Here is a 26,490-nt window from a genome sequence, read left to right as displayed (position 1 = left end):
AGCTTGTTTTGACGAGTTGAAACAAGTAGATGCAACATCTGGCAAATACGAAAAATAATTCTCATCCTACCTTTACAATAACCAATTAAACAAAGCAAAAGTCTTTTTCAGAAAATTTTATTCAGCAAAAGTATTAACCAGATTTTTAATCATTTTAAATAACCAATTATGAAAATTTCTACTCGTAAATTAAAATTCATGAAGTTAAACTTCATGGCTATGCTGCTCATGATGAGCATTAGTTTTACTGCTTTAGGGCAGACTATACCTACGCCCGCAACAGGGGATTTTGTTTCTATTACTAATGGTTCTTGGAGTACTGCTAGTACATGGAGAATTGAAGGCGGAGCAAATCCTGCTACTTCTACTCCTGGTTTTGGGAGTAATGTTTTCATAAGTAGTGGTACTACAGTTGACATAACCGCAGCTGCTTCTTGTGAAAATCTTTATGTTAACGCAGGTGGGACTTTAAGAAATGGGAATACTACATACAATGTTTTAACTATCGGCAGATCATTACCAAATGGCGTTACAGAATCTTTTTTAATTAATAATGGAACTATTGGTTCAGGTACAAGTGTTGATGTTGCATTAACTAATGCAGATTTATTAGATGTACAAATAAATAACACTTATGGCACAGGGTTTCCAGCAGTTTCTACATTTACTTTTTCTGGTACAGGAAGTACTAAAGTTGCTGCTATTTCTGCGGTTGGGGCTGGTACTGCTAACACCAAAACTATGACCCTTAACTTAAATAAACCTATTGTTTTGGTAGGTCTAACTTCAAATGGAGCTAGAACATTAACTTTAAATCGTTTACAACCTGTAAATGCTTCTAATGGTCAATCTATTAATGAAAATTATATCATGAACATTAATTCTACCATTAGGATAGCAAATAATGGCTCAGGGTCTTCATTCAATACAAGTGGTAATACACTTCTTGCTGGTGGTTCTTACACATACAATATAAATGGTACGTTAGACCTTTCAAGAGGCACAGCTACACAAGGTTTTATACCATTTCCACAAAGTGACAATATAAATCTAGCAACGAATACTATAAATACTGTTACTTTAAATGTATCAGGAACCTATATTATGGGTAGCGGTGGATTTTCAACTAGAAATAATGACACTGGCACTAACTTTAGTAGAGTTTCTTTAAATATATTAGATGGTGGAGTTGTAGATGCTACAAAAATCACCAATGTTGGGTTTGGAGCTAATGCACTAGCTTTAACAGGTGCTTATTTCAATATTTCTGGTCCAAACAGAACCGGAAAACTAAAAAGAAGCTTAACAAGTGGTACAAGTGATTGGGTTTTCCCTATTGGTACTCCAACAGGTTATAGTCCTGTGATTATTAGAAATACAGGCACAACAGGTGACTTTACTGTAGGAGTAGTTGATAATTTCACTGGTTTCACAACTTTTACCTCGCCTATTACAAATGCGCATACATTAAAGAACAGATTTACGATAGAAGCTGCTAACCCTACATCAGTAATTGGTTTATTAAGGTTAGGATGGACTGCTAACGACGAAGGTAGTAGTTTTAACAGAACGCAAACTTTAGCTTTACAAAAATTTACTTCTGGCACTTGGGCTACTGATGCTAATGTTACTACATCTACTGTAACTGGTACTGGAACAGCTTCAGTTAGCCAAAACCAGAATGCTACTACGCCAGTTGCTGCAGACCCATATTTAGTAACCTTAGCTCCAACAACTTCACCTGTAGGCGTTATAGACCTGACTGGAAATTATACCATTTCTCAAGATATTAGCGTATTACCTTTAAACCTACTTTCTTTTACTGGTAAACTTAACGAGTTTAACAAACAAGTAGAATTAAAATGGATTACCACTAGCGAAGTAAACACCAAAAACTTTGAAATACAAGAAAGTACAGATGGCAAAAACTTTAGTATCGTAGGTACTGTAGTTGCTAAAAATACTGCAGGTATACACAATTACAACTTTGAGGTAAACACTCAAAAAAGTGGTGTTTTATATTATAAACTAAGACAAGTAGACCAAGATGGTAAGTTTCAGTTTAGTAATGTAATCGCGGTTGAGAAAAATAGCAGCTTATTAACTGTTTATCCTAACCCAGCAGAAGATAACTTAACCGTAAGCATTCCAGAAGGAAACACAGCTGCTTCTGTTGCTATTTATGCTTTAGATGGCAAAATGGTTTATAACAAATCTGTATCAGCAAACGAATTAATTAGCAATATTAATATTAGCGAATTAAATACCGGCATTTATACCCTAGTTGTTTATAAGGGTAAAGAATCCCTCTCTCAAAAATTCATCAAAAAGTAGTGTGAATTGGTTTAGCAGTAATCCCGGAACGGTTCTCGTCTCCGGGATTTTTTGCTTTTATAGGTTTATCCTTCTACTCCGCTCTAGATGACAAACGACTTTATGCTATATCACAACATAAAAAAAGAGACTGCGTTTAAACAGCCTCTTTCATCCAACAATAGAAAATTACACTAATAAATCTGGTATAATTTCTACTTCTTATAAAGCAGTACTCATATCCGCTTATATCTATTTTCAATTTCTTTTAATCAACCTTTAAAGATGAATTTGAACCTGATTTTTGTAAAACAAAGCTTGTTTTTCCTGTTGTACTATCCTTTTTAAGTTGATAGATATCTTGCTCCTCGCCTATTTTTATTTTCAGCTGGGCAGTATCGCTAAAATTTGTTTGTGGTAATGGATCTATACCGTATCTAAATGGATAAATCATCACTTTAAAATCTGGCGAAGCAGCTCTACTAGGAATAACCAAGCGTTTTGCTGTACCAAAAGTTCTTCCGCCTGGGCCTAAATGAACACCCGGACTAGAAAATGTGTCTTTCTTCTCTATTACTTCTAAACGTGGATTGGGGCGGGTATCGTAATTTCTAATATCAGCAGGATTGTTTTTTTGTAATACCCTAACCAACAATAAAGGTTCGCCTTTTGCAGGCTGATAGACACCTTCTTTGTTAGGAATGAGTTCGCTACCTAAAATAATATCGGTATAAAAATTATTTGTTCTTTCTAGAACACGTGGGCCCAAGAAATTTTGTGCAGCATCTTCTTCTTTGATACTCACGATTTCTAAATCTGCCGCTAACATCATATTCCACTCGTACAAATGCTCTTGATTATCTTTTTTAATATCATCAAAAACCACCACATAAGGATGTTTACCTCTTACCAAGCCCGCGGTTCTGTAAGCATATTGAACCGGATTATAAGCAATACGAACAGGCCAAGGGTCTTCATCCCACATACCAGAATCGCCAAAGTCTACCCCAGAAAATTTATTCTTTACGTTTGGATGCGGGTCTCTTTCCATCACATACTTTTGCTGATAGTCTACCGCTTCTGCTCTATATAAAGCAAAACGTGGAGATTTAAATTTTGTACTATTGGTATCTACACTCACGATAGATTTTGGCCAAAACCAATCATAAGCATATTTAGTGTCGCAAGAACCAAAAACAGCATCAGCAGATTGGTAGTAACCCAACCATTTACCTGGTGTAGGGAAATAACCTTGTCCTCGACCATCAATAGTAATGATATTATGGTATTTACCTTCTGGCGAACGCATACCTTCTGGAGTCCACAATCGTCCTAAGGCAGCAATATTAAAATTGCCTCTGTCAGCATGTTCATGACCAGCATAATAGGTATCAGGCCTACACTCGAAATTTAATTGTACTGCATTTTTATCCCAGCTATTTCTGCTCACTAAATTCCCTCTTTCTTCATCAAAAAAATCTAAAGTTTGTTGAAGCGCTTTGCCTTGTTGATAATCTATCCATTTACCATTAGTAGTTTTAGAAACATCGCAAGCCAAAATAACAGCTTCAAATAACATTTCTTTTATTTCAGCAGGCTTAGCAAGCATTTTTTTGGTTACTTGTTGATAGTTATAATCTATAATAGCGTTTGATGGATAAAAGTATTTCATGAGTTGTATTTCATGAAAACCGGGAGGATAATTACCTAAATCTCCATGATTAAGCCATTCGCCCTCTTGCGGAAGCATCACATGCAATTGCCAATTTTTTATGGCCTGATATTTAGGCATCAACATTAAATTATCTCCCCTTCTTGCCATTGCCAATACTGCTGGCACCCCATCTTTCCAGCCTCCGCTGGTATAACCTAAAGACTCTGTACTGCTTCCTTTAAGAGAATAATTTGCGTTGATATAATCTCTCATGATTTCTACACCTGCTTGATAAACTTTAGCATCGTACCCTTCTTCTCCCTCTATAGCCAAGGCAAGTGTTGGTAAACAATTGCTATAATTAACCCAATTCCAGCTACGTAAATGAGCAGGTAATCTATTGGCAAAAGTGTAAGCTCCATTGGTAATTTTAGCTATTACTCTTCTGGTTTGGGTTCTCTGCTCGGTACTCATAAAATTAAAAGCTACATCATAAGCATCTCCTAAATGGTGTGTGGCAAATAAAGCATAACTACCTAAAGCATGCCAGCTTCCCCATCTACTTGCATCGTTTGGGTACAAGCTTTTTCGCCATATTTCTACTTCAGGCTCTAAATTTTTAGCCCAACTGGCAATAGCAGCTGCTACAATTTTGCCACGTTCTTGGTTATTAGAAAGTAAACATTCCAATGCATCAACACGTAGCATAGCAATAATGCTATTTCTAAAAACCTTATCGGTAAAAGCAGGATTATCAATTAAAAAAGATGCTTCTAAGCGTTTAAAACTTTCAAAATCTTGCTTGCTTAAAGCTATAACGGCCTGCCCAATAGGCACTTTAGGATTTCTGGTTGTTTGAGATAACTCAGCAAGCATATAAGCATTTACAGCTTTGCCAACTTCTGTATTCTTTAATCTGTTTTGGATATCAGGAATATCAGAAGGGCTAAACAAAACCCTAGGGTGAATACCTGCCTTAGGAACTTTTGAGAGTTTAGATTTAGCAAAATCCATACGGTTATAAACCGGATGTTCTTGAGTGGTTTTTGAATTTGAATTTGTTTGAGCGACACAAAAACCAGCGTTTAAAGCAATAAGTACCGATAAAAGTCTTTTTATATTGAAAGAGGATATCATCTTAAAATTCATTAAAGATTAAGGTCAATTACAAGGATATAAAGTTTGGCTTTATTTATTTAAGTTCCCAGTAATCTGTTCTAAAAGTTGAAGCCGGATAACCTTCTTTATTAAATAGGTTCCATTTCTTAGAAAAATCGGCCCAACCGTATCTTACTGCAACAGGTTTAGCTACTTGCGGGCTGCTTACCTCTACTTTATTATTTTTGATGACTGCATTGGCCCAATAAAATTTCTTATCCTCTCCAGCAATGGCAAAACCATACAGTTTTTCATCAGCTTTAGCGTTAATAGTTAAGCCGCCACCTTTATGCGTAAAATCTATCAAGATACTATTTCTTAAAACTTTATATGATTGATATAAGGGGCCTGTAAAAACGGTTTTCTTAGCATAAGCTAAATTTAAAGCCGCTTGGTAAACCCTATAACCAACAGGTTCTTTTAAAGTGTAATGAACATCAAGATCTCCACAATCTGAGGTAGTTACTAAACACGTATAAGGTACTTTTTGAGAGACTTTTAATTGTGCTTCACGCAACATAGCAATGCCACTATGCTCGGTTGGTTGCTCTTGTTCTTTTTTATGTCCGGGTAATTGAATGATGATAAAAGGTAGTTGCGGCTGCTGAAAATCTGCTCGCCATAAGGTAATCATTTTAGTAAGTAAGGCTTCATAAGTATGAGCTCTGTTTGTATAAGCATTATTTTCTCCTTGATACCATGCAATTCCTTTAACAGCTAATGGTAAAAGCGGGAATATTTCTCCGTTATAAATGGTGGTTGTACCTTTATACTCGGTAGGAATTTCTGCCGGACGTGGTGGTGTAGGAAGGTTTGCTAAACGAGCAGAATCTTTCAAGAGTTCATATTTCTGAATCAAAGGTTTAATTTTTTCTAACTTCTCATCATACTCGGCTTTCATAACATCAGCGTCCATATATTTATCCTGAAAAGGCATACTTTTTAGCGCTTCTTTACTTAACCAAGATTCTATAGGAGTACCTCCGTAAGAAACATTTATAAAACCAATAGGTATTTTAAGATCCTTTTGTAAATTACTTAAAAACCAATAACCTACTGCAGAGATATTTTTGGTTGTTGATGGCTGGCTGATTACCCATTTTGCATTTACCTGCTCTACAGGCTGCATTTGCGGGTTATGCGGAACATTAAAAATCCTGAGCAAAGGGTTATTACTTTCTTCTATAGCTTTTAAACCGTTGGTAGATTTTGACAAGCCCCACTCCATATTGCTTTGGCCAGCGCAAATCCAAACATCGCCAATAAGAACATTCTTTATGGTGATGGTATTAGTACCCATTACTATCAAATCTTGAGGCTCTAAATTTTCTTTCATAGGGTTTAAACGTAACATCCATTTGCCATCTTTAGCGATGGTTTCTTGCTGTTGGCCGTTAAACTTTAGTATAACTTTTTCACCCTTACTGGCCCAACCCCAAATACGTAGCTCTGTATTTCTTTGTAGCACCATGTTATCGGTAAATAAAGTATTTAATTTTACAGTGGCATTTACATGGGTATAGCCTACAATGATGCAAAAGGATAATGCTTTTAAAAATCTCATAAGCTTTAGAGTTTATTAACCAATACTTTTACATCCTCGCCAGCAATTTGCATGTTGTATTGATTGTTTTGGTAAGTTAAAACAATATCAGCAGGTTTATCTAAAGCTAAAACTACTTGTCCATTTACTTTTAGCTCCTGAAAAGCGGTTGCCACAAATTTTTCTATTTGACTTTTGGATGTTTTAATAGCTGCATATCCTTTAAAAGAGCCTTCAAATAAACTACCCTCTATATTTTGCTTAAAGCTACTTAAACGATTAAGTGTAAAATTCTCATAATCAGAAAATAGCCAGCTACCGTCTAACATTTTACAGGCACTTTCATTCTTATCTTTAAGAATACCCAAAGCTTCTATTTTATTAATATCTAAACCTTTAATAACTGTTTTATGAGCTATAATTTTATTCCATCGGGCAGAAGCATCTTTACCAAAAAAATCTTTTGTTAAGTTGCCTTCAACCATTAATTTACCGCCTTTACTTACGTATTGCTCTAAAAACTTTATGGTTTTTTCTTGTGCATACTCTGGATATAAGAAAACCACAGCATCAAAAGTATAACCGTTATAAACAGCTTTACCATTGCTGTTGATGGTTAAACGAGCATCATTAATAACATCAGTAGGTACTAAAGCATTTTTAAACCCGGCTTCCCAAATTTTCTTTGCTTTTTCTTCTATTTTTAACTTATCGTTGATATCACAAATACCTCTTTTAGTTGTATCTGGATACCAATTTAACAGCGATTCTCTTCCAAAAACTACCAATAACTTAACTTCTGGTAAAGGAGCATTAAAGTGGTTCATTAATCGGGCACTATGTTCTACCGGGTTTATTTTTTGAAGTGCCAAAGGTTGCTCAACACTTACACCCCAATTTTGTACATCATTAACGGCATGGTAATGTGTACGAATGTTATATTGAATATCGGTATACGCTTTTTCTTCTATTTTCTCTATTTTTTTATGATAGTACATATTGTACAACATATTTTTTTTGTAGCCATAAAATACTCCCATTTGTATAGGCAGGCTGGTTTCCTCATCGGTATGACCGTAATCTCGCTTCACATTCCACCAATTTAAACCAGTTTGCCATACTTCATCACCATCTAAATGGTTATGATGACTGTTGTGTAAGCCTACAAAGGTTTCTGGACCAAAAATCTTTTTGGCATAATCATACACAGCGGTTTCTACATTTAAAGAGCCTTTACGCATTACATCCATGTAGGTATTGATGGCTTTTATTCTTATTTCTGGTTGATTTAATGGTGCATAACGCATATCAAAAAAAGTACGTTCTATATCATTACGATAAAGCTCTTTATATTTTTTTGCCATATCTACACTGTATAATCGCTCTCTTAATTTAGCATTAGCCTTTTGTAGCTCCCAAGTAGCAAATAATTTAAGATTGGTATACTCATCTAACCCAATACCATCAAAGGGAATGTCTTTATAGGCTTGCATCACTTCTACAAACTTATTGATAGCCTCTTGAGAGTGGTTAGACGATACCCTGTAATAATGCTGTGTGATGACATAAACCGAGTAACCGCTATACTTTTTATCATTTTGTATTTGTAAGCTAATCGCATTTTCTGTGGCTGATGTTACCTTACATAAATTGGTAATATCTAGCAAAGTACCAGGCTGATAAAAACCAGAAGCCGTTTTCTTGAACATATAAGCTTTCAACAATGCAGCTTTAAAAGGCTTTCCACTTTGGCTGCGTACGTGTTTAGCAGTATTGGTTAAACTTGCTTTTCCGTCTTGGTCTAGTAGCACCTCGTTTTCAATAATTACCCGCTCGCTACTTTCTTCTGATGTATTTTTATTAGTTCCCCAAAGTTGTAAACCTACTTTTAAGCCTTTTTCATGTGCATATTTTACAAAATTTGAGAAAATTGGCTTCATCTTAGCAGGGTCGAAAAAATCAACACCATGACGAGAAGACAAAAACACCATAGTATAATTGCTATTGGCTGCAAGGCTATCTATTTTTCTTTTCCATGCTTGCTCTACCAGCATATCTTTATTAAAAAACCAGTAAGCTATTTGTGGGTGATTTACGTTATCAAACGACTTTATGTATTGTATTTTAGAGGTACTTTTCTGAGCAAATACTTGAGCACCAATACTAATAAGCAGAAATAAAAGAAAATACTTTTTCATGAATATGGGTTTATATGTTAGATATCAAATATCACTTCGCCGTCTCTAACCAGCTTTACTTTGGTTTTTCCACTGCTTGTTTTATCGAAATAAAAAGTATCTGTTTGATCTTTAAAAGTTACGGTAAGTACTGTTCTAGTGCTATTCCATTGGGTTTTTGGTAAATCATCGCCACTTAAATGTGGGAATAACAACACCTTAAAATCTGGCTGATGAGAGCGTGATGGAATAACTAATCTTTTCCCAATATCCATAGTTCTTAAGTAGAACTGATGCATATCTTCTGTTTTTAGTTTTTCTATTACTTCTAATCTTGGATTGGGTTCTAAATTAGGACGAGGTGCCGCCCTATGGTTTAAAACTCTTACTAATAATTGCGGATCGCCTTTTTTAGGTGTAAATCTTCCTGCTTTATAGGTTTCTGAAACATCCGTATCTACATCCTGCATATTGCGTTTCATTCTTTTATCACCCAAAAGAATATCATAATCGCCTTGTAAACCCCTGTTTTTTAAAGTATTGAAACCAATATTTAAAGCACCTGATTCTTGCTTCACATCAACCAGTTGTTTGATAGAAACCACTTCTACATCTAGCGGCATGGGCATCAACCACTCGTATAAACGTTCCTGATGATCTTTCTTAATATCATCTACAATTAAAACATAATTATGCTTACCCTTAACCAATCCTGCTGTTCTAAAAGCATATTCTACCTGAAAATTAGTTAAGCGCATTGGCCAAGTATCTTCATTCCATATGAGAGGATTAGTTTCTAAATTACCATTAAAATATTCGGCAACCTTTCTAAGGGGGTCTCTTTGCGGTTTAGCATCCGGATAATAATTTCTTAAACCTTTAGCGGCTTCGGCATAAACACCGTTTTGCCATTGTGGCTCAACTGTTTTATTCAATAACATATCAGCTACCGGAGATTTTAACCAAAACCAATCGTAACAATATTTCTGATTGATAGCGCCAAATGTTGCTTTGCTATGGTCTACAAAGTTTAGCCATGAGGCTGGCGTTGCAAAATAACCTTGCCCTCTTCCATCAATGGTAACAACACTATGGTATTTGCTTTCTGTACTGCGCCATCCATCTACCACCCACCAACGACCATGAGCTGCTAAGGTAAAGTTACCCCTATCAGAATGGTCATGAGATTGGAAGTACGTATCTTGTCTGCCATCAAACTGAAATAAAATGCCATCTTTAGCCCATTTATTCCTACTCATTAAAGTCCCTCTGTGTGGCGAGAAAAAAGTTAAAGGCATCTCAACCAAAGGCACACCATTGTACTGAGCTTTAGTTTTATCTGGGTCTATAGCAAATACAAAAGCACTTACGTCTGGTAATTTAGAAATATCCTGAGGTAAACAATTCGCATATAAATAATCTATTTTAGCATCTTGCGGATAATAAAATTTCATTATCATCATCATGAGCCACGGTAAAGTAGATGCACTTCCTACATCTCCATGCGAAGACCATAAAGCATCAGGATTGGGAGATATAGAGTGCATCAACCAATCTGGAAGTTTTCTTAAATGCGGATGTGCCCAAAAATCAGTTTTTCCTCTTTTAGCGGCTGCAACCATCAATAATAAATCATCGGCAAAGGGATTAAAAGTGTAAGTAATACCTTCATTACTCATCCCTTCAGGACTAAAAGTATAGGTAAGATAATCTTGCAGAACTTCTAAACCTCTATCATAAACGCGTTTATCAAAACCTTTTTGATTTTCTATAGATAAAACTGCTAAGGGATATTCTAAAGCAGAGGCAATATGGTTCCAGCGCCTCCAATGCGGAGGTAATTGCATCCCATCGCCATATTTACCTGTAGTTTCTTTCAACATAAAATTGAAATAGGTATTTTTCTGCTGCTGAGTCATCCCGTTACTGGTAAAATCAAACAGTTTGGCCATTTTAGCACCATTATAAACCTGTTCTTTTACCATCATTTCTTTCCCTTGTACATGCGGAATGGTATTGATGTATTGTATCCATGCTTGGATAAAATGACCTGCTACTTTGCCGGTTTCTTGTAAAAGAATATTATCCTGATTAATCTGGGCTAATAAGCCCTGTACGGCTAGCAAGTTGGCAAAATCAGCAAAACGAAAATCTGCTCTTAATTTTAAAGTATCCGTTATCAGAAAGCTTTGATAAGCTTTAGCATAAATATCTTTACCGTTTCTTAAATTAGAAAGCTCTTTAATAGCTACTGCCATAAGTTGAGTACCAATTTGAGTACTATTTAATCGCTTTTTAATTTGAGGAAATTCATCTGTACTGGTAAAAAGCCTTGGATAAGTACCTTCTTTTGCCAGTTTACCGATTTTATTTGCTGCAAAACCTGAAAATTGATTATTAATAACAGTAGCATAAGGATTGTTATACTTAATGCTTTTATTTAAAACCTCATCTGCAGTAAAACGACGCTGAGGCTGTTCTTGCATTCGCTTATCGCTTTTTAAAAGCGTATCGTTTTGATAGCTTTTTAATAATGTATTTGCTTGAGGGTTTTGTGCTTTTAACTGAGTAAAACTATGAGCAAAAGCAATGGCTAACAGGTAATAATGAATCTTCATAAAAATATTTTGACAAACATTTATGTTGGCTTAGGGCTATTTCTTAATCTACATCTGTTCTAAACGCAGTAGCACACAAACCTTCTTTGTTGTAGAGGTTAATTTCTGGACAAATTCGCCATCCCATTCTTACTGCTACAGGGCTTTTAACGGCATCGGCAGAAACGATAATTTTATCTCCTTTGATAATAGCTTTTGCAGGATAAAACTTCTTATCTGCCCCAGCGATAATAAAATCTTTAAGTTCTGTACCTTTTACTACCAAACCTTTACCTACATGGCTAAAGCTTAAGATGGCTTGGTTGCCTTCTATTTTCATAGATTCATATACAGGGCCAGCATATACAATTTTATCTTGGTAAGCTATGGCTCTGGCTTGTAAAGCTACACGTTCTCCTACAGGTTGCTTATTACCCGGATGTACATCAAGGGTATCATCAACATCGGTAATAACCGTCATGGCTGTATTTTTAATCTTTTTCCAGGTTAAAAGTTGTGCTTCTCTAAGCTCGGGCTGATGAGCTTTCCATCCTGGAATTTGCACAATAATGAAAGGGAAATCACCTAAACCCCATTCTGCTCTCCAGCTATTTATTAATGCTGGTAAAAGTGTGCGATATTGTTTACCTCTACTTCCGTTGGCTTCACCTTGGTACCAAACACTACCTTTCATGGCATAAGGTATGAGAGGATGAATCATGGTATTATATAAACCTGTTGGCCCACCACGTTCTGCCGGACTCATAGGTGCAGCAGGTTTACGAGGCAAAGGTTTATTTTGCTGTGCTGCATAAGCAGAATCAGCTTTAAACTCGGCCATTAGCTTTTGCTCGTTGGCTTGGTATTCGGCCAATTTTGCAGGAAAATCTTTGAGTGCTTTGTTGTAATTGGTAATGATAGATTGCAACTCGGGGAAAGCATCTAAAGTTTCTTTGCTAACCCAATTTTCTATAGCTGTACCACCGTACGATGAGTTAATTAAACCAATAGGTACGTTTAATCTTTTAAACAAATCTCTAGCAAAGAAAAAGCCTACAGCAGAGAAGTTTCCGGCATTTGTAGGTGTACAAACATTCCACTTACCATTTACATCTTTTATAATTTCTGGTGTTGTTACAGATTTTCTTAAAGGAATAGAAAACTGTCTGATAAGAGGGTAATCTGCTTCTTTTAAAACATCAGCCAAAGCTTGGCTATTACCTATAGGTTTGATGGCTCTTAAAGGGAAAGCCATATTGCTTTGTCCGCTCAATAACCAAACCTCTCCTACCAAAATATTTTTTATAGTCACGGTATTTTCGCCTTTAATAAGCATATCTTGTGGCGTAGCCGATGCCTTTAAAGGTTTTAACTTAATTAACCATTTACCGTTTGTGGCTTTTACAACATGTTTTTGGCCTGCAAACTCTACGGTAACCTCTTCGCCATCATTGGCAGTACCCCATACTGGCACTTCTACACCTTGTTGTAAAACTCCGTTATTACCAAATAAACTATTTGGTGTTACCTTGGCCTGCATAGTACTTACAGATAGCACTAAACTGAATAAGCTTAATGCAGCTTTTTTGAAGAACATTTTCATTTTTTATTTTTTTAATGAGCTTATTGAAGACGAAAGTCTATATCATGATTTCATCTCCGCATATTAATTTAGGTTATCAACTATCTTAAATTGATAAACCGAATTGGTTAAGGCTAAAGTAAGAGAAGTTTAAGCTGTAAAAGCTGCTAGAGGTTGCAGGATATATACTTTAGGTTGCAATTTGATTAAAAACCTGTTACCAACTACATGTATGAAGATGGTAACAGGTTAATTGCTTATTTTTTCTTATAGTTATCAATCATTTTATCCTCGGTATCTACAACCTCGGCATTGGTACGATTGCTAAGACCAGCAGTTTGCTTTCTTGTTGGCACCACTTTACGGTAACTATCTACCTGTAAGCCCATTTTAGGGAAAGCCTCATTCAAATCAGGGAATTTTGCAAGTATTGCTGGATTATTTGTTCTTAAATCCATTTCTGGATAATTGTAAAAACCCGCCGCTTGTATGGTTGGTATTTCTAAATTATCGGCAATTTCTACTTTACCATTTTTAGGCTTCTGAAACGGACCACTTTTTACTGCTACGTTATTTTTAACCCTGCATCCATTTGGGTGTTCTGGTTGCCAAGTAGTTTTTAAAATATCAGCCCATAAAGAATCCTTAAGGTTGTAGTCTTTCATCATCTTTTTCCCGTAAGATAGCCAAGGCTCTGCAAAAACATTAAATTGTGTTAAGTTAGTTTCGTATTTAGTACCTAAATAATAATTACGGGCAATGCCACGGTCATCAATAACTTGTGCTTTACATTCTACAATTAAATTGTTCTCTGCAACATTATGATGTCCACCACCAAACTTAACCGCATCAGCAGCATTATGAACGATGTTTTTGTAATAAAAATCGCCACTATCGCCGTCATCAGAGTAAAAACCGTTTGCTCTATTGGTATGATGTGAGAAGTTGTATCTGAAGATATTTCCATAAGTACTCCAACCTCCGTAGTTGTAATAAACTCCGGTATCACCTTCTTTTAAAGCAATATTATGAACTTCGTTATATTCTATGATACAATCATTAATCTCATCAGATCTGAAAGCGCCTTTTGGAACATCATGTATTAAGTTGTTTGCCAAAACAACTCCTACAGCGTTTTTAAGGAAAATAGCTTCTCTGAAATTAAGTACGCCTATATCATGGATGTAGTTATTCTTTATCGTATCAAAAGAAGATATCAACCTACTTCTTGAACCCACATTTCTAATATCTATAGCGCATGCAGCTACTTCAAAAATATTATTAGACAATACTTTATGCCTGCTTCCTCCTTCTATTAAGATACCATTGTTACCCACATTTTTAATATCGCAACCCATAATTTGGATGTTTGAAGTGCTTCTTAAATCAAAGCCATTCCCCAAACCTCCCTCTAGAGTTAAGCCTATAAATTGTACATAAGCTGCATTTTGTAAACTTATCATAGGCTCTTTATTATCGGCAATCATTACCTCTAATTGTTTTAAAGGTTTGATAGGATAATAGTATAACATTTTGTCTTTGAAGTCTACAGCCCACTCGCCCGGTTGGTCTATCTCATCTAAATAATTAAGGATATAATACCCTTCTTTACCGCTTCCTACTCTGTAAAGTGGATTTTTACTTACTTCAGGAGAATATTTTGAGCCCATACCTAGTTGCGGAGCGTTAAATAATTTGATTGATTTATCATTCAGATTAATCTCCTCTACTTTCATCGTAACCGGATCCCAAGGAGTGCGCCATACACCTTTCAACCATATTTCATGACCTTTTTTTAAGGAATTTGCCCAACGTTGAGAGCGGTTTGTACCGTCAGCATCTAATTCATTAAAACCATCTTTATCTTCTGGTTTACCACCTTCAGCAAAATAGAAAGAGCGCTCATCTTTAGAACCGTTGGTAGTTGTCCATCCTGGATCATTTACCCCTCTTATATTTTCACCAATATTTGGCCATTTAGAAATAGGTTGTCTTTTGTTATTTGCGAAAAGGTCTATAGAATACCACTCTGTAGTAAATGAGTTTTTAGGAGCAAACTGCTGTACATTTTTGGTTTTTAAAGCAACTAAATCTAAAGCAACTAGCTTATTTGCATCTACTTTTGGATGTACCCTTTCTCTTGCTTCTTTTGAAAGTGGTTTCCAGCTTTTCTCGTCTATTTTTACAGCTGCATTAAGTACTGGTTTTTCATTACCATATGCTTGATAAACGATAGGAGCGTTTGGTGTTCCGCTATCATCTTGCCCCAATTTGAAGGATGAATTTAATTGATATCTACCACCACGTAGAAAAACGGTAATTTTTGTTTTTGGATTATTCTGCTTGAAATTTCTTACTGCTTGTTGGGCTTTTGCCAAAGTAGCAAAGGGCTGCTCTAATGTTCCTTTATGATTGTCATTACCTGTTGGACTCACATAAAATTGTTGAGCAGAAGCAGCCTGAATTCCTAATAACAGCGTGATGCTTAAAATTAGTTTCATCTTTTTTTTTAGATTAAATTTTACAGTTTTAATATGGAGAATTGTTGTTATTTAAACGTATGTTAAGATTTTGTTGAACCCAAACATAGCGGTTGTTTGGGCCAACAAAATAAAAATCATGGGTATGATTTTAGTTAGTGTTATGCGTGTTTACTTTGTTTACTAAGGTGCTGGTGCTGTAATTTCTAAATCAATAGTTTTAACTACCCTTCTTGTTTCACCATTAACATCATTTAAGGCAACAAAAGTAACTTGGTAATTTCCTGCTTTAGTAAATCTGTACCTATGGCTAGTTAAAATTTTACTGATTACATTTTTGATAATCGTACCTGCTGCTGGTCTTGTTGTTTTTAAATCAACTGCAGTTGTAATTACCCAATCATCATTATCATCGTTATTTAAAGTACCACCCGGGTTAAATTGTAATGGATAATTCGTTTTTATGGCAATACCATTCCTATTTCTTAAACTATCTCTTCCGTTTACTCCTGCCTCACCAACATCCCAAACATTAGAACCTTGTGTAAGGCTATTTTTTAGGCTCACATGTACCCATCCTGTGTATCTAAAATCTGATGCAGAGGGAGTGCTTGCATTAACAAAAGGAGCAGAAAATAAGAATGTTCTGGTACCATCTACAAGCTCGTTACTTAAAGAAAGATTTCTTATTTGCCAGCGGCGTTGAGGTTGGGTAAGCTTTTTCTTTCCTAATGCTCTAAAAGCGATGTTAACTTTATCAGCAGTATTGAAATCAGTAATATCAATTACGCTAGAAGTTGTAAACGTTGTTGCCAATGATGTAGGCCAAGAGGTATTTCTATCGGTGATATCAACCCATGTGGCTCTTACCACACTTGCAGAATCATAACCAGCTAAATTTGTTGAGATTAATAATCTTAACGAATCATTATCGGTTAATAAACCTTGTTGCATAGAAGTTTCAAACTGTAACTTGTTTATCCCAGCTTCTTTTAAACGGTTTATGTTTTGATAATTGGCTCCAGTTTCTCCTGAATAGAAGATAATTTGGTCTGAGTTACCCCCTTCAATATTGAAAACAACTTCTTCGCCAACAGCGTATGATGCTTTTGCCGTTGAAACTTTAAAGTCTACTTCTTGTAGCTCTATTTGCTCGCATGCTGTAAGACCAAACATGATACATAAAGCATATATAATTGAGTTATATTTTTTCATGATTCTTATAAATTATTTACCAACCTAAATTCTGAGTTAATGCAATATTAAGCTCCCTCTCTCTCGCTGGAATTGGGAATAAAACATACTTAGCTGGGTTTGTTAAGAAATTATTTGCAGCTAAAGAAGACGCTACTGCATAACCAGATGGCGACCTTAAAGCGTTATCTTGTACAACCTCTGTCATCTCTCTAGTCATGATACCCCATCTAATTAAATCTGCTCTTCTAACACCTTCAAAGCATAATTCTCTCGAACGTTCATCATAAATATCCTCCATAGTGAAAGTATTTACATCTACTGTTGGCTGTGCCGATAAAGGATTTAAACCAAAAGCTCTTCTTCTTACTCGGTTGTAATATTCAACAGCTTCGGCGCTTGGTGTACCGTTAACTTTTAAATCTGCCTCGGCTGCCATCAATAAAACATCTGCAAACCTGATAATAGGGAAATTACAAGCCGTGTTATTTTGTAATCTGATATCTGGAAGGTTAACCTCGTATTCTCTTCTCCATTTTGCTGCGGCTCTATCATAAACAGTTGGGTAACCGCTACCTGCTCTAGTAACATTAATAGCAGTTAACCTACCACCAGAAACCACAGCGGTTGCTAAAGCAACGTTGGTACCAGATATAGGTGCAGAAGCTGTAGGACCTGTATTATTAGATGTAAATGTTATGGTTGGTGCAGTTGTATACCCTGTCCCTGGATTATCAATAACTATAGAGGTTATAGCTCCGGTATTAGAAGTAAAAGCTGTTGCTCTAGCTCCTGTACCTCCGCCACCTGTAATATTAACTTGAAGAGAAAATAATCTAGTTGTGCTAGTTCCTCTGTAAAGATAAGGCGCTACAGACCAATCTCTTCTTAAATCTCCGGGAGCATATAAATTATATAGCTTAGGTAAAGCTCTGTAAGTAGCATTAGAGAAACCTATAGGCGCTCTTGCACTAGCATCATTAGAGAAAACCCCCATTAAAGCTCCTAAAGTTTGTGTAACTGGGAAACCTAAACCTGCATAAGGACCTGTAGCATTAGATTTTGATAAAAAAGCAGCATCCCAAATACCTTCGCCAATACTTGCATCATTTACATTATTTTGCATGTTATTGATAAAAACTCTTGCATAAGCCGGTGTTTCTGCATACAAAGGATGCGGACTTGAATATAAAGAGTGAATATTGGCATCTATAGTTTTCTTAGCCCAAAAAAGTGCTTTTGCATACTTAGTTTCATCGTTAACCGGGTTACCAGCCATAGATAAACAAACTCTTGCTAACATAGCCTCGATAGCACTTTTAGTAACAATGGTAGTGGTACGTACGGTAGTCATGCTTTCTGCAAGTTCATGAGCCTCTTCCATTTCTTTAATTACAAACTCATAAACATTTTTGGCGCTATCACGTGGTAGGTTAAAGTTTGTACCCAATTCTGTTGTTAAAGTTGTTTTTAGAGGCACATCACCAAAATGATTTACCAATAAATAAAAGTAATAAGCTCTTAAAAATTTAGCTTGACCTTTTATTGCATTGCGGCGGGTTGCATTCATCTGAAGTTTATCTAAACCATCAAGCAAAACATTTGCTCTTTCAATACCCATATAAAGATTTCTCCAATAGGTATAAAGGTTAGCTTCTGATGCTTCTATATTATAATGTTGGGTTAAAATAGTTGCAGGTAAAGAACCCGAACGGAAACTTTCATCGGCACCCGCAGTTAAGTAGCCCCATAAACCTTCGCCATACATTTGTTGAGCGCTAAGCACATTATAAACGCCTACCAACTGGCTCTCTGCTTGTGCAGGTGTGGTAACGTTTGTTGGTTGGAAAGAAATAGGCTCTAGACTAACATCTTTCTGACAAGAAACCACAAAGAAAGATAGTATAGCAATTGTAACTGTATATTTTAAAATTTTCATGACACGTCTAATTAAAAGTTAGCAACTAAACCCATAGTAGCGATAAAAGCTCTTGGATAAGGGGTAAAATCTAGTCCTCCTGCTAAAGCAGTATACCCACTACTTGGCTGTATAAATGTATAACCTGTCCCTACGCCAGCTTCATTAGTCACTCTGAAAGTTGAAACTTCTGGGTCTGTACCAGAATATCTGGTAAGAGTTAAGATGTTTTGTGCACTTACATTTAACTTCACATTACTTAATCCCCATTTTTTAAGGGCGTCTTTGGCAAAAGTGTAATTAAGAGCTATGGTTTTTAACCTGATAAAAGAACCATCTTCTATAAATCTTGAAGAAATAACAGGGTTGGCACTACCTGCATCACCTCTTAATATTTGTGCTCTAGGGATTTCATTTGACGGATTTTCTGGTGTCCATCTGTTTGCAAATGATGCAAACTGATTACTAAATGGTGTATAGTTACCATGCTCAAAAACCATCCTATTGGCATTTAAAACATCATTACCATAAGACCATTGGAAGAAAATATTTAAATCGAAGTTTTTGTATCTAAAATTATTTGATAAACCACCTTGGTGAACCGGAAGCGGACTACCCAAAACAGTTCTATCCGCATCAGAGATGATACCATCCTTATTTAAGTCTTGATACTTAGCATCGCCCGGCTGTACATTGGCAGAGTACGATGGAATGGTGTTTTTTACCACATAAGAACCATCAGACAACCTATCAAAATCTTCATATTGATAAACTCCACTAAATTTATAACCATAGAAATCAGAAATTGAACCTCCTACTCTTGCTATCCAACCGATAGGTCTGTTTGCGGTAGATACACCTGGTACAACCACTTGTGTAGTGATATTCTCTATCTGATTGTTAAATGATAATACCATACTTCTGTTAAAGCTGATGTTGAAACTAGTTCTCCATCCAAAATCTTTTTTGTTGATATTAACAGCATTTATGGTAAACTCTAAACCACGATTTCTTATTTCTCCTGCATTTTGATATTGAGAGTTGGTACCATTTGCATAACCTGCTAAAGCTGGTAAGGTTGCTCCTAACAAGAAATCTTTAGTTAACTTATTATAATAATCTGCTTCAATGGATAATCTACTTTTAAAGAATGATAAGCTTAAGCCTAAATCTAACTGATTAGTTGTTTCCCAAGTTAAATTGTTATTTCCATAGAAAAATGGAGTAACACCACCAAAATACTGGTTATTTAATGGGTATCCTTGCGGATTATTTAAGTTTCCAAATTGTGGCAAATAACTAAAGTCTCCGACACGATTATTACCCACAGAACCATAGCTTATTTTTAATTTACCATCATCTAAGAAACTATACTTTTTCATAAATGGCTCTGAAGTAAATCTCCACGCAAATGCCCCAGAAGGGAAGAAACCCCATTGTTGACCAGGCGTAAATTTTGAAGAACCGTCGTATCTTCCGGTTGAGGTAAATAAGTATTTATCTTTATAAGTATAATTTAACCTACCTATAAATGAAAATAATTGCCAATGCGTACCACCAATAACAGGGGTTTCTGCTCTACCGGTGTTCATACTTAAAAGACCTAAATATTCTTGTGCCTCTGGTATATTGGTAACTCTAAAACCGTTGCCCATACTTTTAGCGTATTGATAGGTAAAACCTCCTAAAGCATCAAAAGAGTGCTTTTTATCATAAACCTTTTTAAAAGTTAGTAAACCTTCTGTTAAATAATTTTGATTAAGCTGATTGGCAATTCTACCATTAATACCATTAACATTTGGAATCGCTCCATTGGGATTTTTAAATAGGTTTCCTTGTTGTGTTTTTGAATTATAGAAAAATTCTTGTCTTACAATAGTTGCGTTATAACCGCCTGTAACTTTAAATTTTAAGGCTTTAGAAAAAGAATACTCACCATACAAGTTTAAATAACCTGTATTTCTAATATCGTTTCTAAGCTCATTCTGTGCTTGTAATAATGGGTTAACTAAATTATCACCAAGAGATGTAGTAACACCATTATTAAAGTCTGCTAAAGCAGCACTATCAATTAAAGAGTTAGTTAAGTCTTGATTATTAACCCCCGAAACTGGTCTATACTGCCACATCCCTTGTACAACACCTCCTGTAACTGCTCCGATTGGTACAGTACCATAGGTTTTTGTATTAGAATAACGAGCAGAAACACCTGCTTTTAACTTTTTGGTGATGGTTTGATCAATTGCTATCTTACCTTCATTACGTATATAACCGGTATTAACGATGATACCTTTCTGATCAAATCTTGAACCTGATACCGCATATTTTGTATTATCTGTACCGCCAATTAAGCTTAATGAATGGTTTTGTTGAGAACCTGTTTGCAATACTAAATCTTGCCAATCAAAACCTTTTTCATTCCTGTAAGATTCTAATGTTCTTAGGCGAGTTCCATCAGCTGGATTATAACCTAAATAAATAATATCATTTGTAAATTGTCTAGCACTTGGAGTGCTTCTTAGTCTGTCTATTTCTAATTGTAGTTTCACAAATTCATAAGGATCCATCATCTCTACACGGTTGATATCCTTTTGTAAACCATAGTTATAAGAATAACTAATTTTAGGCGGACCAACTGTTCCTCTTTTAGTAGTAACCATGATAACACCATTGGCTCCTCTAGCACCGTAAATAGCTATTGAAGATGCATCTTTTAAGACTTCAAAAGACTCTATATCTTGTGGGTTGATAGAACTGATATCCATATTCTCTACCGGAAAACCATCTATCACAAATAAAGGAGAAGAGTCTTGTGTAACCGAGCTTCCTCTTACTGTAATTCTAGTTGCACCACCTGGTTGTCCATCAGTAGAAACAACATTTACACCGGCTACCCTACCAGCCAATGCAGCATCAAAAGATGGTACTGGCGCTCTTTGCAAATCAACTACATCTACTTTACCTACCGCACCGGTTAAATCTCTCCTTGAAACAGCTCCATAACCTATAACTACAACTTCATCAAGTGCTGAAACGCTTTCTTCTAAAACAACATCTTTACCATTTATATTGATGGCTAAGTTCTCTGTTGTTTTAAAACCTAGATAATTAAATATGAGGATAGATTGTGAGTTTGGTACATTTAGCGTAAACTTACCATTAGCATCCGTAATGGCAGAAGTATTTGCTCCTTTTACAGTTACGCTAACGCCTGGTAAAGTTTCTCCTTTTTTATCTTTTACTGTAGCATTAACCCTGTATGTTTTGCTTTGCGCAATAACCAAGTGAAAAGAACACAATAAAAGAAGCATAAAGGCAGTTATCTTCTTTTGTTTGGCGCTACTAAAAAAAGTATTAAGCCTTAAATTGAACTTAATCATCGTTAATAATTTGGTTTAGTTTATAATTTAGTTTATTTGGTTTTATATGGTGTGGTAGCAAGTTGTATAGCTACCAAATCAAAGTCTAAAATAGAATCATTTATGCTTTAAAAAAGCTCCCCATGTTGCAAATTCATGCCCCAATTATTCAATTTCAGCCTTAAAATAAGGTTTTACTTCAGTATTTTCTCTACTTCAATAGCAGCAAATAATACAGCAAATAACCCATGCGTATCATCATCAAAAAATGGCCTGTTTAAATAGTAATTTACATCTTCAGAACACATGGTTCCCATACAAATATTATGTACGGTACCATCAGCTTCTATCTGAGATTGGATAGCTTTCCAACCGTTTAAAACAATAGGTGTAAAAGTCTTTTTATCTAACCAACCGTTTCTAACACCTCTGGCCATAGCCATAGTGAAAATAGCCGTTCCGGATACTTCATCTTTTGAGCTTGGATAATCTAAAACATTTGGCCAAAAGCCTCTTTTATTTTGAAATCTAGCTAAAGATGTAGCATGTGTTTTAAACTGATTTAATATGGCATTATAATGCTTATGATCTTTAGGAAGATAAGTTAAAACATCGCTCATAGCCCATATTGCCCAACCATTTGCTCTAGACCAATGTGGCAATTTCACATCTTTAGAAGAGTATTTTGCATGCATATATAAATTAGCATCTGGGTTCCATACTTGCTTTTTATATTCTAAAACCTGCTGTGCGGCATCATCCATAAAGAACTTTCTGGCCTCCGGATCTTTAGCATATTGCGAGGCTTGCATCAAGAAAGGGATTCCCATAAACATATCATCCACCCAAGTGGTATATTTTTCTGGTGTGGTTCTGGTATACATTTGCTGCCCAGGATATCTTAATTGCTCGTACCTTGCATAATTCAGCATTTTATCTACAAAGTCTTTATATTTCTGCTGATAAGGAAAGTTGTCTTGTTTCCTTAGCTTGTAAATTAAAGGTAAGGATGGAGCAAGTGCAAAATCAAGCAATTTGGTATCAATAATTTGGCTATTGGCAGAGCTATCAGCATGTAATCGTTTCAACTGATACTCAACAAAAGGAAGTCCGTTAAGATGAAAATCACCATAATTGGTAGCATAATCATCATATTTCTTTTCACCTGTAAGCTCAGCCAATAATTGCATAGCCCAAGCCACGCCTCCATTATGATAGTTCCATTGGTAATTGGTACCCCACTCTAGAGGGTTTATTAAAGTTCCTAAAATTTCTATTTTAGGGATTGTCCAAGTAATATTTTGGTTTAAACCTGCATACATTTTACCAAACTCAATTTCCTTCTCTGGGGCATAAGCTATTGATAGCCCTGTTCTTTTACCAGCTACCGTAGGATTCTCAAACGGACCAACAACCAACCAATTTGAAATGGCAGTAACACTTGCGCTGATGTAAGGAACATCTTTTAAACCAATACCAGGATAAACGTTGGCTTTACTTATAGCGCCTTTAGTACTTGGAGGTTGCATCAGAAATACCCACTCGCCTCCTTTAGTTTCAGATTTCAGCAGAAGCTTATTTTTACCTTTTTTAAGTTTTAATAAACAGCTTTGTGATAGCTCTATATTACGTTCATCGTAAATTAATTTCACCTTTTTATCTCCGGCAAACTGATAAACAATTTCATCATTTAACCAAATCTTTAAGCCATCATTATGCTCAAATTCTAAGGCCAACTGCATATCTTGAGGGGCATCTAGCGTAGTAAAGGCATAAGCTACTGCTGGCTGCTGCGATGCAAAAGTTCTTTCAAAATTTACGGTTTGTAAGCCATTAAAAACATGGCTATTCTTAAAAACAGACAAATTATATTTAAACGGAGTTTCTCTAATAAGTTTATCACCAATAATTTTAGCATACTGTATTGGGCTTTGCACAGACTTACTTGACTGGGCTTGTACACTAAAACTTATAAAAACTATTGCTGTAATACACCTTAAAATATTCATATCTTCTTGTATTTATCTTTTATTTCTTTTTAAAAATCAAATCTTTGCAAGCTCCAGGAGCTAAACTTATAAGCTGTTGCTGCTCTTTTGAACCTTGTTTTGCGGCTATGGCAGATACAATGTTTACATCAGCTTCTAATTTGGTGGTATTGCTAAACCTTAATACCAATTGCTTTTGATTACTTTTAAGCTTCTTTACCTGAATGTTATCAAAAGCTGTAAAAACTTCTTTTTGAGGTTCTATATAAACACCAGGAATTTCTATCGCGGTAAGCATTAATGATGTTTCTGCCCAAGTGGTTAGGGGCAATACATAGCCAATAGAGCCTTTACCTTCCCAATCTGTCATGTTTACCCGCTCGCTCATGAAACCATTTGGAGTTTGTGGTATAGGATTTTGCGGATGTGCTAAATATTGCGTGTTACCATGCGCTATGTCTTTCAACAAATCAAGATAAAATGGCTTTTGTGTGTACTGATAAAGCTTTAATAAAGCTAAACCAGAGTAAGTACAAATATTTGGGGCTGTATGCTTATTCTGAATATTTGCATAAACACTACCTGTAGTTTTGATATTGAGTTTATGATAAGCCGAAGTATCAGGAAACTGATAATTGTAAGAAACTACCCAACTAGCAAACTGGTTGGCAGCATTCTGAGCAATTTGTAACCACTTTTTGTCTTTACTATACTCATATAATGCTGTGTAAGATTCTACTAAAGCATAAGAAGATTCAGAATCAAAGCTTTGTAAAGCATCACCCGGGCCGCCACAGCTAATTCCTTTTTTTGTGAAATTCTCGTTTAAATAATCGCCAATTTCTTGTGCAACCTTTAAATATTTTGGTTCTTGATAATATACGGATGCTAATGCTAAAGCAGCAGGAACGATAGCTCCGCTACTAGAACCTCCAACACTTATTTTACCTGTTTGCGAATCTATAAACTGCCCTAACTGCCGATTTTGATTCCATAAATTCACAAAAGCATTACATACCAAACGATTTTTAGCTTTCCATTCTTCTTTAACAGTGATTCCCATTTTCTCCATCTGAGAAAACTGTTTTAAGATGTACCAAACTGCATCGCCACTTTTACGTATTAAATGCCAGTTTTTAGACTGCGGATTTCTGATATCGCCACCATACCAAATAGTACCTTTTTCGCCAGCATCCCAATAAAAACCAGATGGACTAATACCGTTAGCAAATAACCAATCGAAATTTCTAATAACGTTTGCCTTTGTTTGGGCATTTCCTTTAACCAAAAGCGGGTAGGTTGATATCATACCACCTGTCCAGCCTATTTGCCAGTCTTGAAGATAGTTTTCTCTTAAACCAACCGAATAATAGCCATGCTCTGGAACAAAATTGTACCTATTAAACTTTTCTTCAAGCGTGGTGAAACAAGCAGAAAAAGGTAAAACATCTTTCTGTTGTGTATCTTGGATGTATGATTTTCTAATACTCGTTAACTTATCAAATAAATCCTGAGGCTGTTGCGCCTCAAAATCATACAACTTGAAGCTAATACTTATTTCATCTCCTTTTTTAAAGTTTTTTGGTTCATCCCAACTTGGCACTCTGCTATCGCAAATTTTATATAAAAATTGCTCACGCACTACGGGCGATGTGATGGTGATATAAGCTTTTGTTCTATCTCTGCTCTCTTCTACATCAATACCATAATCTCCTAATTGATTACCTTGATGAGTAAGCATCCATAAACCTTTATGTTGCTGATGCGCTACATAACCTACTGCTGGCGTACTTAAGCTACCGCTTCTTTCTTGTATACGAGAAACACCGTCGGCTTCATTTAATGTAGGTACATCATTAATAATGATAGGGATATTGGGGCCAATATCTTTTACATCATATAACTTAGGAGAATAGCGTAGTTTTCTTGAAGTATATTTGTTTCCATTGTAGGCTGCTGCCGGTAATAACACATAATTTTTAGCATCCCAATGGTTAATAGCAATGGTTGCTGATAAGCTAGCATCGGTTAAAGCGCCTTCAATACATTTAAAAGTTAAAATATATTCTTGTGCGCTTTTATCATCTTCAACAGCTTTAAAAGACGCTTTAATTTCCCATTTTGAGCTTTTTACTTGCTGTACACTAACTCCCTCTTTTACAGAAAACTGCTGCTGATGAATTAATAAATTATAACGTTGCGGATTGTACTGATTTATTCTGGCCTGTAAGCTGATTTTATTCTTAACCAAAAAACCTTCAAAAGAATTAACATGCTGAGCAATTGCCGTTATTGCTGGCTGTAAACATATAAGCCATAAGGCAAAGGTAAATTTTAGCTTAGTACGTATCATTGTTAATTTAGTATACAGCCTGTTTACTTAGCGCTTATAAAAGCAAATGAAGATTGGTTTATCTCTTAATTGGTTTTAAGCTATCAAGCTGTTACGTAAAGTAACGGCGTTTTTTACTACCCAATAGACATGAAATGTTGCAAATATTGGTTGAGATTATGCAGAAACAAGCTA

The 26,490-nt window shown here is 35.7% G+C and carries 12 protein-coding genes; 1 reads left to right on the top strand and 11 read right to left on the bottom strand.

The genetic code is table 11. From position 1 onward, the window contains the following. Positions 1–168: 168 nt before the first annotated feature. On the top strand, positions 169–2,334 hold the full coding sequence (locus GJJ64_RS13155) for a T9SS type A sorting domain-containing protein (RefSeq protein WP_154288234.1): 2,166 nt from the start codon (positions 169–171) through the stop codon (positions 2,332–2,334). Positions 2,335–2,581: 247 nt separating this feature from the next. On the opposite strand, the gene GJJ64_RS13150 is transcribed toward GJJ64_RS13155, so the two are convergent. The 11 genes from GJJ64_RS13150 to GJJ64_RS13100 all read right to left on the bottom strand — a co-directional run bounded on the left by GJJ64_RS13150 (position 2,582) and on the right by GJJ64_RS13100 (position 26,316). Continuing rightward, entirely contained in the window at positions 2,582–5,104 is a 2,523-nt protein-coding gene (locus GJJ64_RS13150) for a hypothetical protein (RefSeq protein ID WP_154288233.1), read from the bottom strand. A gap of 55 nt (positions 5,105–5,159) precedes the next feature. Continuing rightward, positions 5,160–6,689 (bottom strand): sialate O-acetylesterase, encoded by a 1,530-nt coding sequence (locus GJJ64_RS13145; protein ID WP_154288232.1) that lies wholly within the window; start codon positions 6,687–6,689, stop codon positions 5,160–5,162. A 5-nt stretch (positions 6,690–6,694) separates the two neighbouring features. Further along, positions 6,695–8,866: a hypothetical protein gene (locus tag GJJ64_RS13140; protein WP_154288231.1), complete on the bottom strand. Its 2,172-nt coding sequence runs from the start codon at positions 8,864–8,866 to the stop codon at positions 6,695–6,697. A gap of 17 nt (positions 8,867–8,883) precedes the next feature. After that, positions 8,884–11,463, bottom strand: a complete 2,580-nt coding sequence (locus GJJ64_RS13135) for a heparinase II/III family protein (RefSeq protein ID WP_154288230.1) — start codon at positions 11,461–11,463, stop codon at positions 8,884–8,886. Positions 11,464–11,506: 43 nt separating this feature from the next. Continuing rightward, positions 11,507–13,045 (bottom strand): sialate O-acetylesterase, encoded by a 1,539-nt coding sequence (locus GJJ64_RS13130; RefSeq protein ID WP_154288229.1) that lies wholly within the window; start codon positions 13,043–13,045, stop codon positions 11,507–11,509. A gap of 236 nt (positions 13,046–13,281) precedes the next feature. Further along, positions 13,282–15,525 carry a right-handed parallel beta-helix repeat-containing protein gene (locus GJJ64_RS13125; protein ID WP_154288228.1) on the bottom strand — a complete coding sequence of 748 codons (2,244 nt, stop codon included), beginning with the start codon at positions 15,523–15,525 and terminating at the stop codon, positions 13,282–13,284. A gap of 162 nt (positions 15,526–15,687) precedes the next feature. Beyond that, positions 15,688–16,719 (bottom strand): DUF5017 domain-containing protein, encoded by a 1,032-nt coding sequence (locus tag GJJ64_RS13120; protein WP_154288227.1) that lies wholly within the window; start codon positions 16,717–16,719, stop codon positions 15,688–15,690. 16 nt (positions 16,720–16,735) lie between these two features. Next, positions 16,736–18,637 carry a RagB/SusD family nutrient uptake outer membrane protein gene (locus GJJ64_RS13115; RefSeq protein ID WP_154288226.1) on the bottom strand — a complete coding sequence of 634 codons (1,902 nt, stop codon included), beginning with the start codon at positions 18,635–18,637 and terminating at the stop codon, positions 16,736–16,738. An 11-nt stretch (positions 18,638–18,648) separates the two neighbouring features. Next, entirely contained in the window at positions 18,649–21,996 is a 3,348-nt protein-coding gene (locus GJJ64_RS13110; protein ID WP_154288225.1) for a SusC/RagA family TonB-linked outer membrane protein, read from the bottom strand. A gap of 173 nt (positions 21,997–22,169) precedes the next feature. After that, positions 22,170–23,984, bottom strand: a complete 1,815-nt coding sequence (locus GJJ64_RS13105) for a glycoside hydrolase family 88/105 protein (protein ID WP_154288224.1) — start codon at positions 23,982–23,984, stop codon at positions 22,170–22,172. Between the two features lie 19 nt (positions 23,985–24,003). Further along, positions 24,004–26,316 (bottom strand): glycoside hydrolase family protein, encoded by a 2,313-nt coding sequence (locus GJJ64_RS13100; protein ID WP_154288223.1) that lies wholly within the window; start codon positions 26,314–26,316, stop codon positions 24,004–24,006. Positions 26,317–26,490: the final 174 nt, after the last annotated feature.

The sequence above is a fragment of the Pedobacter puniceum genome, from assembly GCF_009674685.1.
In the GTDB taxonomy this organism is placed as follows: Bacteria; Bacteroidota; Bacteroidia; order Sphingobacteriales; family Sphingobacteriaceae; genus Pseudopedobacter; species Pseudopedobacter puniceum.
Note: the sequence above shows the minus strand (reverse complement) of the source record. Positions and strands in the feature narration are given on the sequence as shown.

Excerpts from the sequence above, each read along its gene's own strand:
- GJJ64_RS13125 (WP_154288228.1), bottom strand. The coding sequence starts at position 15,525 with ATGAAACTAATTTTAAGCATCACGCTGTTATTAGGAATTCAGGCTGCT.
- GJJ64_RS13130 (WP_154288229.1), bottom strand. The coding sequence starts at position 13,045 with ATGAAAATGTTCTTCAAAAAAGCTGCATTAAGCTTATTCAGTTTAGTG.
- GJJ64_RS13150 (WP_154288233.1), bottom strand. The coding sequence starts at position 5,104 with ATGATATCCTCTTTCAATATAAAAAGACTTTTATCGGTACTTATTGCT.
- GJJ64_RS13120 (WP_154288227.1), bottom strand. The coding sequence starts at position 16,719 with ATGAAAAAATATAACTCAATTATATATGCTTTATGTATCATGTTTGGT.
- GJJ64_RS13155 (WP_154288234.1), top strand. The coding sequence starts at position 169 with ATGAAAATTTCTACTCGTAAATTAAAATTCATGAAGTTAAACTTCATG.
- GJJ64_RS13100 (WP_154288223.1), bottom strand. The coding sequence starts at position 26,316 with ATGATACGTACTAAGCTAAAATTTACCTTTGCCTTATGGCTTATATGT.
- GJJ64_RS13135 (WP_154288230.1), bottom strand. The coding sequence starts at position 11,463 with ATGAAGATTCATTATTACCTGTTAGCCATTGCTTTTGCTCATAGTTTT.
- GJJ64_RS13115 (WP_154288226.1), bottom strand. The coding sequence starts at position 18,637 with ATGAAAATTTTAAAATATACAGTTACAATTGCTATACTATCTTTCTTT.
- GJJ64_RS13145 (WP_154288232.1), bottom strand. The coding sequence starts at position 6,689 with ATGAGATTTTTAAAAGCATTATCCTTTTGCATCATTGTAGGCTATACC.
- GJJ64_RS13105 (WP_154288224.1), bottom strand. The coding sequence starts at position 23,984 with ATGAATATTTTAAGGTGTATTACAGCAATAGTTTTTATAAGTTTTAGT.
- GJJ64_RS13140 (WP_154288231.1), bottom strand. The coding sequence starts at position 8,866 with ATGAAAAAGTATTTTCTTTTATTTCTGCTTATTAGTATTGGTGCTCAA.
- GJJ64_RS13110 (WP_154288225.1), bottom strand. The coding sequence starts at position 21,996 with ATGATTAAGTTCAATTTAAGGCTTAATACTTTTTTTAGTAGCGCCAAA.